The organism is Paenibacillus sp. N3/727, from assembly GCF_022637315.1.
Lineage (GTDB): Bacteria > Bacillota > Bacilli > Paenibacillales > Paenibacillaceae > Paenibacillus_AQ > Paenibacillus_AQ uliginis.
Genome location: NZ_CP093336.1, coordinates 4,726,478 through 4,740,590, shown reverse-complemented (window position 1 = coordinate 4,740,590; position 14,113 = coordinate 4,726,478). Strand labels below are relative to the sequence as shown.

General features: G+C 45.1%; 10 protein-coding genes and 1 tRNA gene. 7 read left to right on the top strand and 4 right to left on the bottom strand.

Translation table 11 applies throughout. From position 1 onward, the window contains the following. Nucleotides 1–47 precede the first annotated feature (47 nt). Together MNQ98_RS22090 and MNQ98_RS22085 are read left to right on the top strand one after the other, a co-directional pair. A complete protein-coding gene (locus MNQ98_RS22090) occupies nt 48–6,380 on the top strand; it encodes a glycerophosphodiester phosphodiesterase family protein (protein ID WP_241930169.1) in 6,333 nt (2,110 codons plus the stop codon). A gap of 135 nt (nt 6,381–6,515) precedes the next feature. Then, nucleotides 6,516–7,487: a copper amine oxidase N-terminal domain-containing protein gene (locus MNQ98_RS22085; protein ID WP_241930168.1), complete on the top strand. Its 972-nt coding sequence runs from the start codon at nt 6,516–6,518 to the stop codon at nt 7,485–7,487. A gap of 114 nt (nt 7,488–7,601) precedes the next feature. Here MNQ98_RS22085 and MNQ98_RS22080 read toward each other — a convergent pair whose 3' ends face one another. The 3 genes from MNQ98_RS22080 to MNQ98_RS22070 all read right to left on the bottom strand — a co-directional run bounded on the left by MNQ98_RS22080 (nt 7,602) and on the right by MNQ98_RS22070 (nt 9,877). Continuing rightward, a complete protein-coding gene (locus MNQ98_RS22080) occupies nt 7,602–8,513 on the bottom strand; it encodes a DUF4179 domain-containing protein (RefSeq protein ID WP_241930167.1) in 912 nt (303 codons plus the stop codon). A 13-nt stretch (nt 8,514–8,526) separates the two neighbouring features. Further along, on the bottom strand, nt 8,527–9,045 hold the full coding sequence (locus MNQ98_RS22075) for a sigma-70 family RNA polymerase sigma factor (RefSeq protein WP_241930166.1): 519 nt from the start codon (nt 9,043–9,045) through the stop codon (nt 8,527–8,529). A gap of 76 nt (nt 9,046–9,121) precedes the next feature. Next, on the bottom strand, nt 9,122–9,877 hold the full coding sequence (locus tag MNQ98_RS22070) for a Gmad2 immunoglobulin-like domain-containing protein (protein WP_241930165.1): 756 nt from the start codon (nt 9,875–9,877) through the stop codon (nt 9,122–9,124). Nucleotides 9,878–10,186: 309 nt separating this feature from the next. Here MNQ98_RS22070 and MNQ98_RS22065 point away from each other — a divergent pair. After that, nucleotides 10,187–10,270, top strand: a tRNA-Leu gene (locus tag MNQ98_RS22065). 83 nt (nt 10,271–10,353) lie between these two features. Here the strand turns inward: MNQ98_RS22065 and MNQ98_RS22060 are convergent. Then, nucleotides 10,354–10,533, bottom strand: a complete 180-nt coding sequence (locus MNQ98_RS22060; protein ID WP_241930164.1) for a hypothetical protein — start codon at nt 10,531–10,533, stop codon at nt 10,354–10,356. Nucleotides 10,534–11,018: 485 nt separating this feature from the next. Here MNQ98_RS22060 and MNQ98_RS22055 point away from each other — a divergent pair, with 485 nt between their 5' ends. The 4 genes from MNQ98_RS22055 to MNQ98_RS22035 all read left to right on the top strand — a co-directional run bounded on the left by MNQ98_RS22055 (nt 11,019) and on the right by MNQ98_RS22035 (nt 14,096). Beyond that, complete coding sequence (locus MNQ98_RS22055) at nt 11,019–11,567, top strand: pyridoxamine 5'-phosphate oxidase family protein (RefSeq protein ID WP_241930163.1); 549 nt, start codon at nt 11,019–11,021, stop codon at nt 11,565–11,567. Between the two features lie 287 nt (nt 11,568–11,854). Further along, nucleotides 11,855–12,256, top strand: a complete 402-nt coding sequence (locus MNQ98_RS22045) for a GNAT family N-acetyltransferase (protein WP_241930162.1) — start codon at nt 11,855–11,857, stop codon at nt 12,254–12,256. Continuing rightward, entirely contained in the window at nt 12,253–12,561 is a 309-nt protein-coding gene (locus MNQ98_RS22040; protein WP_241930161.1) for a MazG-like family protein, read from the top strand. The genes MNQ98_RS22045 and MNQ98_RS22040 overlap by 4 nt, the downstream gene beginning before the upstream one ends. A gap of 536 nt (nt 12,562–13,097) precedes the next feature. Then, entirely contained in the window at nt 13,098–14,096 is a 999-nt protein-coding gene (locus MNQ98_RS22035) for a helix-turn-helix domain-containing protein (RefSeq protein ID WP_241930160.1), read from the top strand. Nucleotides 14,097–14,113: the final 17 nt, after the last annotated feature.

Below are 14,113 nucleotides of genomic sequence, written 5' to 3'. Positions count from 1 at the left end.
GATCCATAAACGAATGTAAGCGTTTACATTATATTGGGAGGTAGATTATGAGGAATTGGATGAAGAAATGTACCGTTTATACTTTATCGTTTATTTTGATTTTAGGAAACATGACATTTCTAACACCCTTTGAATTTGCAGAAGCTGCAGTGAACACGGAACACGGTACAGATACGGTACCTCCAGCAGCTCCGAGCGGACTTTCGGCAATACCGGGTGATCAGCAGATCACGTTAAACTGGGGGGCTAATCAAGAGGAGGACATGTCAGAATACCGGATTTATGTCGATGGAGTAAAACATGGAACGGTTACGTCCTCGGTATATACCTACAATGTGTCGCCGCTGGAAGCGGGACGGGAATATGATCTTGCGCTGAGTGCCGTGGACGGATCCGACAATGAATCGGAAAAAGTTACGGTGAAGGCAATCCCTGCAGGAGCTCTTCCGGTCACTGTTCCGAATCTGCTCATTACAGAGCTGGTGCCTGATACATCCAATTTTGCGAGTTATGATGCTTTTGAATTTATCGAACTATACAACGCTAGCGATGGGGCAATTGATCTGAAGGATTATCGGATATTATCGGATAAATGGAATAAGGTCATCGATACGTCAATTGTCATCGGGGCGCGGGAGAGTGTTGTGTTCTGGACCCGGAGAGCGGAGATCGAGCCGCTGACTTGGGAAGCATTTAATAGCTATTATTTCACCTCTTACACCAGCAAATATGTGCCGAATGAACGATCGTTCATCATCGGCAACGTCGGAGGCCTTGTAAACAGCGGCACACAATCGGTCGTTTTGCAGGACTCTGCCGGAAACGAGGTGGTAAGGGCGCCTTATATAGGCGGCGATGTGGCGGAAGGCAAATCGATTACGTTCACTTATCCTGAGGAAGGTAGTAAGCAGATGAGGCCGCTCGCTTCCAAACAGCAGCCGACACCAGGATGGGTCATTGAAGGGCAAGCACCTCCAAGAGAGAAGGATGATCAAGCGCCTGTGAAGCCGACCGGATTAAATGCCGAGGCAGGTAACGGAACAGTCAAGCTTACTTGGGATCCGAATACCGAGCCGGACATTGAACGGTACAACATTTATAAAGACGGTACCTTGGAATTTTCTGTTCCGGCGGATCAACAAATTTTTGAAGTGTACGGTCTGACCGGGAATGTAGCGTACAACTTCGAGGTTACGGGTGTAGACCGCTCGGATTTGGAATCACCGAAGTCGGATGTCGTAACTGCTACCCCTTACCATCAGAAGGTCACGCAGGTCGAGCGAACTCCGAATCCATTAGACAGCAAGTATAAAATGCTGTGGGACGTAAGCGGAGTGGGGCCCGTTATACCTGGACTGAAACAGGATCTGGTTCCGCAAGGGCTTGGTTATTATAAGGAAAAGAACTGGATTTTTGCGGTTTATTATATGGATGATGGAAGACCGGGAACCTTGTCTGTTATGGATGAAGCCAGCGGTGAGCTCCTGAAGTCAGTTATCCTGATGAATGAGGATGGAACTCCTTATACCGGACATGCGGGCGGTGTTGCCGTCAGTCCCGGATATGTATGGATTGCTTCCGGGGAGTTTCTGTTCCAAATCAAGCTGGAGGATCTGGTAGCTGCTGAAGACAATGGAGAAATTCAATTCATCGACTCTGTGCCTGTTCCTGTTCAGGCCTCATTCAATTATTATGCAGATGGCGTATTGTGGGTCGGCGAGTTCTATGAGAAGGCCAGCTATCCAACGGATGCGAGCCACCATATGACCAATAGAACAGGTGAAACGTATTATGCCTGGATGGCAGGATATGAGCTTGATCCGACGACAGGCAGTATTTCTTCTGAAGACTGGATTCCAGGTTCAATCACACCGGCTACTCCTGATAAGGTGTTATCCATACCTGGTAAGGTGCAGGGAGCTGTTGTAAGAGAAGACGGCGTCATCTTGAGCACTTCATGGGGCAGAGGAAATGACAGTTTGCTCTATAGGTACAACAATCAGGTTAAAGAGAGTGCCCATGCTACAGCAGCCATCAATGGCCGTGATGTGCCGGTATGGTTCCTGGATACTCAGGCCGAGAAAGAGCATAACTCCCGACTTAGCATCGTGCCGATGTCCGAGGGGATCGTCGATGTGGATGGTGAGCTGTACATTCAATTAGAATCTGGTGCAACGAAATATCGATATACAACGACTTATATTATGGACCGGATGGTTAAAATCAACCTGAATCGCTGGGCAAAGTATGGTCTAGAAGAGCCGCCGGTTGAGCCGGGAATTCCTCAAGTGCTAATCTCCCAGTTTATGTACGACGTACCGGGGACTGATGACGGGGCGGAATATATTGTGATCAAGAACTATGAAGAGAAGCCAGTCGATATTAGCGGATTTATGATTGGAGACGGCATCAATCAAACTAAAGGAGAAGGCATGGCTGCTTTTCCTCCGGGTACGATCATAAATCCCGGACAAGAAATTATTCTAGCGCAGTCAGGTATACGCTTCAAGCAGATTTACGGTACTGTACCGGACTTTGAAACACCTTGGATCGGGGTGACCCGACCGGTGGATGATCCTGATATTCCGGATTTGCTGCCAACAGACTGGTCGACGGGAATCATCCAGTTGGCTAATGGCGGAGATGAAATTCTGTTGATGAACGCCAAGACCGACATTGTGGATTTTGTGCCTTATATCATCGACCGGACATACCGTGACGTTTTTTATAAGGCGGTAACGGCAACGGCACCGGGAGATGGAAATGCGATTCATCGGATAGGTAGAACCGGAAGTCTTCCGGCCGATTTTGCCGCAGCGCCACCATCGCTCGGAGATCGTCCAATACCGCTTCCGACCAGTGACAACTTGCTGATCACTGAGGTCATGTATGATCCGTTGTTTGACGAGGTCTTGGGCGAATTTGTGGAGATAACGAATATTTCTGATCAGGCTGTCGATATTAGCGGTTACTATTTGGGCGATGAGGAGACAGAAGGTCAAGCGTCACCTGAAGGAATGTTCAATTTTCCAGCAGGAACAGTCATCAAGCCTTATGAGGTGTTACTCATTGCACGCAACGCTAAAGGAGTCGAGGATCTTTACGGAAGGAAAGCGGATTTTGAATTGGAGGATTCGGATTCTTCAGTCGCGAAAATGGAGCCAAACTGCAGCTGGGGCTGCGGCACAATGCAGCTTGCCAACACGGGAGATGAGGTCCTGCTGCTCAACCGGAACAAAAAACTCGTTGACGCCTTTGTATACAAATCTGGAATGTACATGGGGATAAAAGCTCATCGCGGTGTGAACAGCGGCCACTCGCTCGAGAGGATCAGCGGAAAAGATACGAAAAACAGTGCCGCCGATTTTGTGGATCAGCCCCATCCGACACCAGGTGTGCTGTTGTTTGGCCCTCAGGGAAGAGAAGACCTGATTCCTGTATCCGATCTGAAGGACAACGTTCTTCAGGTTAAGGAACCACAGAGTGCCGTCGCCGCAGCACCGACCGTTATCGATGCTTCCAACGGCATGCCGGATGAACTTCCTGGAAATATCCCTTCATTTCTGATTCAGGTTCGTTGGTCAGGTAGCGAATTGTATGCAGCCAATCGGAAGATGTCACTTTCGGCAGCACTGGACCGTATTGATGGAAGGATGATTCCTGTCATTGAAATCAATGAGAATAGCATGGTTCAGCCACTTCATCAGCTTTTAAGTACCCGTGGAATGACAGATGCGCTCATTGTTTCAACAAACCCGGACATTATTAAGCAGATCAGAGGGTTGAATGATGAATACCGAGGTGCTGTACGATTTGAAGGTTCCAAGCTTAGTGAACGGGATATTAAAGAAATCGTCCGTACCGTGCGCCGAAGCACGGGACTGGTTGCACTCATTGATCAGCAGGCTTTGACCAAGGAACATGTAAGAAGTCTGTTTGTCCGTTCTGTATCCGTTTGGGGATACGGTGTGAAGTCGGAGAGTGAGGCTCACCGCCTGATCTCGATGGGCGTATCAGGGATTGAAGCATCAGATTCAACAGCAGTTGCTGCAGTACTAGGTAAGTACGATGTTACAGACAGTATTACACAGCAACCGATCATAGTGGCTCACCGCGGTATGAGCGCGTTGGCACCCGAAAATACGATGCCCGCTTTTGAGCTTGCGGTAGAGAAGGGCGCGGAAGTGATCGAGCTGGATATTTTGGAGTCCAAGGATGGTGAACTTGTTCTAATTCATGATTATACAGTCGACAGGACAACCAACGGGAAGGGTAGGGTGAGTGAGCTTACCTTAGAGCAGTTGAAGAGTCTGACTGCGAATAAAACGAACAATCCGGACTGGCAAAAAGAATATGACAAGTATCCGGATGCTAAGATCCCGACACTTGAGGAAGTACTGGCCTTTGCCAAGGGTAAAAATGTGGTCCTTGCTCTTGAAATGAAAGGTTTCGGTCATGAGGATAAAGTAATTGATCTGGTTGAGAAGTATCATATGGAGTCGGATGTTTATGTGACAAGTTTCAGTCAAGATGTGCTGCAGCGGGTTGAACTGGAGAATCCGGAGATTGGCAGAGGTTTTACTCTGGATGGGGGTAAACCGTACCCGGAGGAAGCACTTCAGGATGCAGAAAAGGTTGTTACGGATCATGTACAGCTCGGAACGTTTTATTTTGCTAATTATTCCATGCTCACACCAGAGTTGATAAGCTACGCCAAACATCGCGGACTTCCGGTCATTGCCTGGACCATTAACAACAAGCAAGGACTTCAGGATGCTGTAAGTATGGGGATTACCGGGTTAATTACCGATTATGCACATTGGATGGACCAAGTGGCTGTAAACATATCCAGCGGGAAAGATTCCTATGAGTTGAAAGTGGGAGAAACATTATCTTTGGAAGATATGAACGCTTTGGTTCATTTCAGAGCTATGGAACCTGTTCCATTTACAGGTGGCATGCGAATAGTTACCGGCAATGAGGGAGCAGTGTCTCTGGAAAACAGCGGGGGGATTAAAGGACTGAAGCCAGGAACGGTATCAGTGCAATTGCATCTGGACTATAAGCCGTTTAGCATTCCGGTTGATGGAGATCCAGTCGTATTGGACAATACTTGGCGTATGTATTCTGAACCCGTAACGGTAATAGTGAAAAAGGGTGATGGAGGCAATCCCGAAGGACCCGGAAATCCACCGGAAGAACCGGGTTCGTCTGCCCCTTCTACGGGCGGAATAAACGTACCGCCACAGGGAACCGGTTCGACGAAGAAAGAATTGCTTGAGCCGACTGAACAGGAACGTAAGGCTGCAAAAGGAAGTTTTACACTTACCGGAGATCAGCACACGTTGATCATTCCTGCGGAGTTCAAGAGCTGGCTTAACACAAATCAGCTTCAAGTACAACGTGATGGGTTTGTACTTACCATCCCTGAGACCGTTCTGGAAGGTGCTTTCGGAATGATTGACCCGTCTTCAGGAGCAGCTGAGAAAGTAATGATCTCTATCCGCCTTCTGGATGCTGAACAAAGTAAACAAGGGGCTGAGCAGTTAGGTCGTCTAGCTTCAGCTCATGTTAAGGCTGCCTCAAGGATGGCAGAATTTCAAATGAAAGTTGTCACGAAGGATGGAGTAACCATTCCAATTGGGGAGCTGAAACAGCCTGTGACAATCAAATTGCCGCTTAACGACAATACGGATCCTTGGCTGGCTGGTTTGTACCATATCGAGGAGGATGGCCGATTCAAGTACGTTACTAGTCGGATAACTAATGAAATTCTAGAAGGGCGAACTTCTCTTCTCGGTAAATACACAGCTCTGGAATATCGTAAGACTTTTACGGATGTTCCAGAATCTTTCTGGGCGGCTAAGGTGATCCAGCAGCTTGCGGCTAAACATTTGGTGGAAGGTACGGCTGTGGATCGGTTTTCCCCTCAAGACAAAGTAACCCGTGCTCAGTTCGTAACGCTGCTGGCTAGAGCGCTCAATTTGCAGGGTGGGCAAAAGACGCCATTCTCTGATGTCCCTACGGGACAGTGGTTTACAGGACCTGTGGCTGCAGCACATGAAGCGGGTCTGATCGAGGGTGTTTCGGCCCGTAGGTTTGCACCGAACCAGACGATAACCCGTGAGGAGATGGCCGTCCTTATGGTGCGTGCTTATCGATATGTATCAAAGGAAAACGGTACAAACGCCCAGCAGATACATTTTGCCGATGAGGGTGACATCAGCGCCTGGGCACAGGAGTCCGTTCGAAAAGCTGCTCAACTGGGACTGATGCAAGGGCGCAAAGATGGTAATATAGCGCCCAAAGCAATGACAACCCGGGCTGAAAGCGTGCAGGCTCTATACAATTTAATAGCATCTTTAAAATGGCTTCCTTAAAGCCTAACAAGTAATAAATGCGGAAGATGGATTTGACAATAATGAGATGATTGGTGGAACATTGCCAATGTATACTAAGCACATGACGAAGCCCGGAATATGGTTTTTGTCAAAGGAGAAGGAAAGGGTGATTAGATGTTGAAGAAGTTACCCGGCGTGTTGGCAATAGTCCTCGTGCTGTGCTTGACGTTATCTGGAAACAGTAGTGGCAATACAGCCGCTTTTGCTGCAGTTGATCCTAAGCCTGTAGAAATGCTCTCTATAAAAGTGAATGGTGCGCAGCAGTTAGGAGAAGCATTTATTCGCAATGGCCGTATAATGGTACCTCTGCGAACCGTCTCGGAGGCTATGGGTGCCAAAGTGAAATGGAATGCATCAAAGAAATCCGCTTCGGTAGTAAAAGGTAAACATAGCTTTGAACTTTCGGCCGGACAGTTGAAAGCATTGCGAAATGGTAGCCCGATTGTGCTGGATACAGAACCAGTTATGAAAGAAGGACATTTGTTCATTCCACTGCGATTCTCGGCAGAAAGTTTGGGCGGTACTGCAAAGTGGAATAGTTCAACGAAAGAAATCAATATATATCCAGATCTGACTCCTGAACAAGCGAAGCAAGCCGTGAAAGAGTTGGCAGACCAGGTTATTCATTCTCTAAAGGATCAGGATTTTGAACAACTGGCTAAGCTGTCCCACTCGAAGGGAGTAACCTTCTCGCCGTACGCATATGTTGACCGTACAAAGGATGTTAATCTTAGTAGAGAAAAACTATCTGAAGGCTTTGAGAATAAAAAGACATATCAGTGGGGCAAGTTTGACGGCAGCGGTAAACCGATATCCATGAGCTTTGAGAACTTTTATAAGAAGTTTGTTTACAGCCAGGACTTTGCCAAGGCCCCTTACGTTGGGTATAACGAATCGAAGAGTCAAGGGAACACGATTAATAATGCGAGCAAAGTCTATCCTGGAGCGGTGTTCGTTGAATATTACTTTGATGGCATTAACCCTGAATACGGAGGGATAGATTGGCAGAGCCTTCGTCTTGTGTTCCAAAAAGAAGGTAGCAGCTGGGTATTGTCCGGCATTATACATGATGAATGGACCATCTGATAGACTGAAAGAGAGGCTCTTATTGATCGATAAGGGCCTCTCTTTTTTAATGTTCACACAACATGGGCGTCATCCTTGGGGTGAAAGTTCCGATCAATGGCTGACTTCTAGTCACTACTCAGGGGAGATCACCTTAGGAAGCTGCATAGGCTCCCTTTCTTCCACATACATCCGCTCTCCGATGACACCTTGCTCTTCTAGCTGTTTTAACTTGGCTCTAGCCTCAGTTTCAGTCGCATAATACCCTGCTTCAACAAAAAAAGTACCTTCTTTATCCTTTAATATCCGAATGTTTTCCCATCCCAACAACGCTTCTTCAGCAGCACCTTGTGTTTCGCCATACGGATGAGAAGCCGTCCGCAGTGAATATACAGGTTGACGTTGCTTATCCTTAGCGTCATCAGGTGTAATCGTTATGACTACCTGCGCTGGATCTGCGTATTCTTTTACATCATAAGTTATCGCTTTATTGAACGTCACATTGAATCGAATTAAAGAGTCGTCCAGCGTAATAATTTCGTAAGCGTCTTGAATGTATTCGCTCTTCTTTAATGTTTCAAAGTCTTTAACTGCGGAAAATGCTCGCGCACCGCCCACCGAAAAGGTCATCGTATTCGGATACTCCGTAAATTTGACATGAAATGCGTTTACCTTCTCCTGCGTTTGGTTCTGCTTCGTAAAATTCAACGTAATCGTTTCGCTGTTGCCTTGCTGTCTTATTGTGATAAAACTAACGTCCGTCGAATCCTGTATCGTACCGCCTTCGGCACTGCCTTTGTTGAATTGCAGTATTTTCACCAGCTTGCCAAGACCGGGCACATCTTCCAGACTACTTGCAAAGGACGGCATCGTGTTTACACTAATTACGAATAGCGCCAATACTGCAGCGGTGCTTGCACTCATCGTCTTCATCCAACGGTTTCTTGTTATTGTACGTTTCCGCTGATTCTTGCCTCTTTCAATCGCCTGCTGCGTAACAGCAGCAAGCTCTGCTGGAATCTCAATATCATGATAGGCTTGTTTCAAACGACTAAGCTCCTTATCCAAGAAATTCACGCTCCCCAAGGTTTACTTTTAATTTCTCTAACCCACGGTATATGATGGACTTTACCGAGCTAATAGGCGTATTCAGCACCTCTGCAACTTCCTTGATCGTTAAATCTTCAAAGTACCGTAGCATAAGTACCGTTTTTGATTTTTCATCAAGCTGTTCCAATGCCTCGCGCAAATCCAGCGCATCGTCTCTTTCCGCCTGCGTGTAGCTGCCTTCGTGCTCCTTATCCATATACACAACTTTTTTAGATTTGCGAATATAGTCTAGTGCGCAGTTTACAGCAATCCTCGTCAGCCACGTGTTAAAATATTGCGGCTGCTTTAACTTGTGTACTGAGATAAAGGCACGATATACAGCCTCTTGTACAATTTCCAGCGCATCTTCTTTATTTCTTACATATGTGTACGCCATCCGGTATACACTTTCTCTTCTTTCTTCTATTAGCAAGGTAAAGCTGTCTTCGTCACCGGCAATAGCTCTTTTTGCTAGTTCTGTTTGATTCACGCGGTTACACACCCTCCTTCTGAATGTATGTGTTTATGACAAACCCGCAGTGCATAGGCACTGCGGGAATATGTCATTACTTCACAGGCATAACCACTTTATTGGTGATCTTTCCAGTAGCTTGATCTACTTCGAACAATTCAACTGTGAGCGGCTTGTCACCGGACAATTTGCTGACAGGGATTGAAATTTTTTGGGTAAATGTTCCCCACTCTGGGCCACCTTTGGATGCTGTTCCGAAGCCTTTTGCTACAATCTTATTACCTTGCTTTACCGCATATTGATAAGTTCCTTCAAATAAGCTTGCTTCGCCTTTTACAGTGTAAACGACAGCTGACGATGTTACTTTTGTATTACGAAACACCTGATTTTGTTTTGCTTCGCCGATCTTATTCATAGGAACTGTAAGTTTGTTTACGCTAGCGCCAGTAGCTTGATCTATTACAAACAGTTCAAGTGTCATCGGCTTATCACCGAAAAGCTTGCTTTTCGGAATGGAGATGTATTGTGAGAATGTTCCCCACTCTGGACCACCCTTTGATGCTGTTCCGAAGCCTTTTGCTACAATCTTATTACCTTGCTTGACCGCATATTGATAAGTTCCTTCAAATAAGCTTGCTTCACCTTTCACCGTAAATGTGAAAGCCGACTCCATTATTTTAATGTTCCGGAACATTTTTTGTTGCTGTTTATCAGTTGCTTTTTTAACTTGCTGCTGTGTAACGGATTTTGGTTGTGCTTGATCTGCCAAAGTCGTGTTCATAAAGCCCGCGAAAGCGGAACCTGTCAAAATAGTTGCTGTTAAGAGTGCGATTGTTTTGTTTTTCATCATTTTATATACTCTCCTTTGCGTAGCTTACAGCCTAACTTGTTTTTTTATTTTGTAGCTTCATGATGTTTACATAGGTTAGACGCAGAGAGATATCAAAAGGACGCAAAAGCTTAAGGAAATATTGTCCTTGAAATCGACTATAAAAACAATAAGTAAAGAATAAGGAAGTTATTCGAAAAAAACTCTTGCAATTTTTAAACGAACGGAATATACTCTTAATTACGGTAATTGAAACATACTCATAAATAAGAGAGTGTTTTTGATTCCGGAATCACATCTTCATCATATTTATGAGGAAGATACATACTTGCGGTCGTGGCGGAATTGGCAGACGCGCACGGTTCAGGTCCGTGTGGGCTAACCCCCGTGGAGGTTCGAGTCCTCTCGACCGCATCACCTTATAAACCAAAAGGGTCTTTAAATTACTTATAAGTAATTTATGGGCCCTTTTTTATGTGGTCAGGATTAGCAGAGTATTACTCATCACTTGGGCCGGGTGAAATCTTCGAGCTGTAATCGAGATGAGCATAAACAGGGATGACCGTATGCTTAATAGTAATCGTTTGATGCTGAAAGTTAATTGGCGTTCCACTTGAGTCCGACAATTTCGCTTCGCCGAAGGTCGTAGAACGCAGCCAGTAACACCGCCAATTCAACCGTATTACCCTTCACAACTTCGAACAACTGGTTCAATTCTTCGTTGGTGTAGTAGCTTCCGACACAGCAAAGCTATAGGCAGCATGGGTCGTGATCTCAACCTGAAACTTCATCATTTCGAGCCATTCCACCATGAAATCGGCGACTACTTCATAGCTTTAACAAAAAAGGACGCTGGATATAGTTACAGAAGACTGAGTAACGGAGTTAGCGCAAGCTAACTAAATTTTATGAGGCGGCTTGTTGAAAGTATTCGGCTAACAAATCTTCCAGTTTGGCGATGTAATCATTTCCGCCTTCCACGGCTTCCTTGCTAAGGTGAGATGTGGAAAAATGAACTTAGAAAAAAAGCGGGTGTTATCCTCCTGTTCATAGCGAATGTCAGATATGGATTGCCACAATTCTGTAATTATGGACTTTTATATTCATTCCAATGGCTGATAAACTTACATAATAATACTTCAATACAATAGGAGCGATAACAATGGATGGAGTGCGTTACAAGATAAGAGAAGTGTTGGACAAGAGCAAGATTGAGACATTTCTGCAGCAAGCTCGAATAGGACATCTTGGAATGGTCGATGGTCATCTGCCGTATGTTGTTCCGCTCAATTTTGTTTGGACAAATGGGAAGCTTTATTTCCATGGAGCCACCGGTGGGAGAAGAAATCAGGTTATGGGTGCTAATCCGGAGGTCTGTTTTACTGTTTGTGAGGAATATGGAACTATTACTGATCTGGTGCCAGCCAAGACAGACACAGCGTATATGAGTGTAATGATTTTTGGCAAGGCACAGCCCATCGTCGATCTGGATGAAGCTACACACATGTTGCAAGAAATGATATATAAGTATGTGCCTGGTTACTATAATCGGCCGTTACCCCAGCAGCACGTAGACAAATACCGGTCAGCAATATTCGGTGGTCCGGTTCAGGTGTACCGAATAGATCCACATCATATCACTGCGAAAGAAAATCCGATTGAAGAAGAAAAAATGTTCAAACCTGGAAAAACCGTACATAAGAACCTGTAGAGTCTCTCCGAAATCATCGAATTACGCCGCAATGACAGCATCGACATGAAAAAAGTTTGCCATATGCATGGGACGCAACGTGGAAGAATTGAAGCATCTGATGTATCATCAAGCCCGGGTTGCTTTTTCCGAAGGTTCCGTTTTCGGGGAAGAGGCAGAGGGATTTTTACGAATCAATCTGGCGTGTCCCCGAGCTACATTGCAACGTGCACTGGAACATTTTGTCGCGCGGCCAAGGCAGAAAGCTAACTTGTGTGAAATACAACTTTTAAAGGAGACGAAAAGAGTTGAATATCACTTACAGGAACAATAAAGATGTGAACGTTGAAGATGTGATTCGGGTGTTTAAAAATAGCGGGATTGTACGACCAATTGATCAATCTGAACGAATCCAAGCGATGATGAACAACGCGGATATTCTGCTGACCGCCTGGCTTGGGGATAAAATGATCGGTGTGGCCCGAGCACTAACAGATTGGAGTTATTGTTGTTATCTGTCTGATCTGGCCGTTGACAAAGAAGTTCAGAAATCCGGAGTAGGACGGGAACTCATTGCCAAGGTACGAGAAGAAATTGGGGAAGAAGTCGCACTGATTTTATTAGCCGCACCAAGTGCAATGGCGTACTACCCTAAAGTCGGCTTTGAGAAAATAGAGAATGGTTTTATGAGGTCGAGGACAAATCAATGAATATTTCAAGCATGCAAAAATATGCCAAGCAGTTCAGTGAGGAAAAGGGATTCGGTGTCAATATGATCCAGACCCGAACCTTGTATTTAATGACGGAAGTTGGAGAGTTGGCAGAAGAAATTTTAAGCATTTCATTCCTCCCAACGGAGGAAAAAGTGCGGCTGGCAAAGGAGAATATAGGCTTGGAGATGTATGATGTCATCTTCAATATTTTAGATCTCGCCAACCAACTCGAAGTTGAATTGGAAGAAGCATGTCAGAAAAAGATGGAGCTCAACAAGCACAGAACTTGGGCTGAAAGATAAATCAAGTCGAGCAAAAACAAAGAGCCACGAGTCCTGATAGCAGAGACGGTGGCTCTATTATTGACTTTTGAGCAAGGAAACGAAATTTATCACGGCATGGCCTTGATGAATGAATCTCCCTACATTCTATAAGACCGTTTCAGCAAGTCGGTACATACCCTCCTCAATTAATCCCTCGTTCACCTTAGCAAAGCCCAATACCCACCCTCTGCGTTTACTCTCCAGACAATAGGAATGGAGTTGATGCACACGAACCCCGCCTTGAAGCGCCCGAAGGGTCATCGTAGCTTATTGGACTTGCCTTTAAAAATCCCAAGAGTTCGACGGTTAAAGATCAGATATTAGGAAGTGTACGTGAGATTATGTCTCAATTTCCTTTATATGAAGGACTTCAATAGTTTGATAGCATGTATTTGATTGGCGAATAGAAGCTCTTTGGGTCATGGAACCTGAGGGCTTTTATTTGTATACTTGCGATATGAGAACTGTACAGTTTTTTATTGGAGATGCATCAGTTTTATCGCAGAGGGAGGCAGATGATTATAGCCAGCGGTTACGATAAACACGTATTTTACGGTAATAGTATTGAGATACATAGGCAGGATGAAGAGTGTACGATATTTATGATGAAGGATGATAGCGGTACAGGCGTCATGACGAGCTACGATGTGTTTCCCGGCATTAAGCTCATGTATAATGATTTTCAAATGAAAAGCTGTTTTTCCGAGTTCCGGCCGAATGCACAGATGCTTACGATTGATCATTGTCGTGAAGGTCGGATTGAATGTGAAGTTCAAAATGGTTCTTATATGTACCTAGATGAAGGAGATTTGCAAATCAGCACAAAAAATCATCCTGATCAGACGTTTGGATTTCCGCTGAATGAGTATAGAGGCATTACTATTGGTATTTATCTGGATGAGGCCATGACAGCATCTGCTTCTATATTTGAACCATTTTCAGTCAATCTGCGTTTGCTGTGTGCAAAGTTTTGCCATGAAGACCGCTCATTTCTGATGCGAACTACAGAACCGATCCGACAAATTTTCACAGAGTTATATGCTGTTCCAGAACCGATCCGAATTCCGTATTTTAGAATTAAAATTATAGAGTTGCTGCTCATTTTAAGTGCCGTAGACGTTTCCGAAGATGGGGAAAGCCGACCCTATTTTCCTAAAAAGCAAGTGGAGACGGTGAAAGAAATTATGGATTATATTCGTAACCATTTGGATCGGCATATGACATTGCAAGAATTATCAAATCGATTTCATATTTCGCAAACGGCGATGAAGCTATGCTTCAAGGCTATTTACGGGCAATCCATCTATGCCTATTTACGAAAGTACAGAATGGAAAGAGCTGCCTATTTACTAAGACACAGCGACGATACAATAACGATCATCGCAGGAAAGGTCGGCTATAGCAATCCGAGCAAGTTTGCAGCGGCATTTAAAGAGATTAAAGGGTTGACACCAGCGATGTATCAGAAAGACGTTGTCCGAATGGAGCATACTCAGACGGATTGGAGCGGTTAAACCGCTCTTTTTTTATT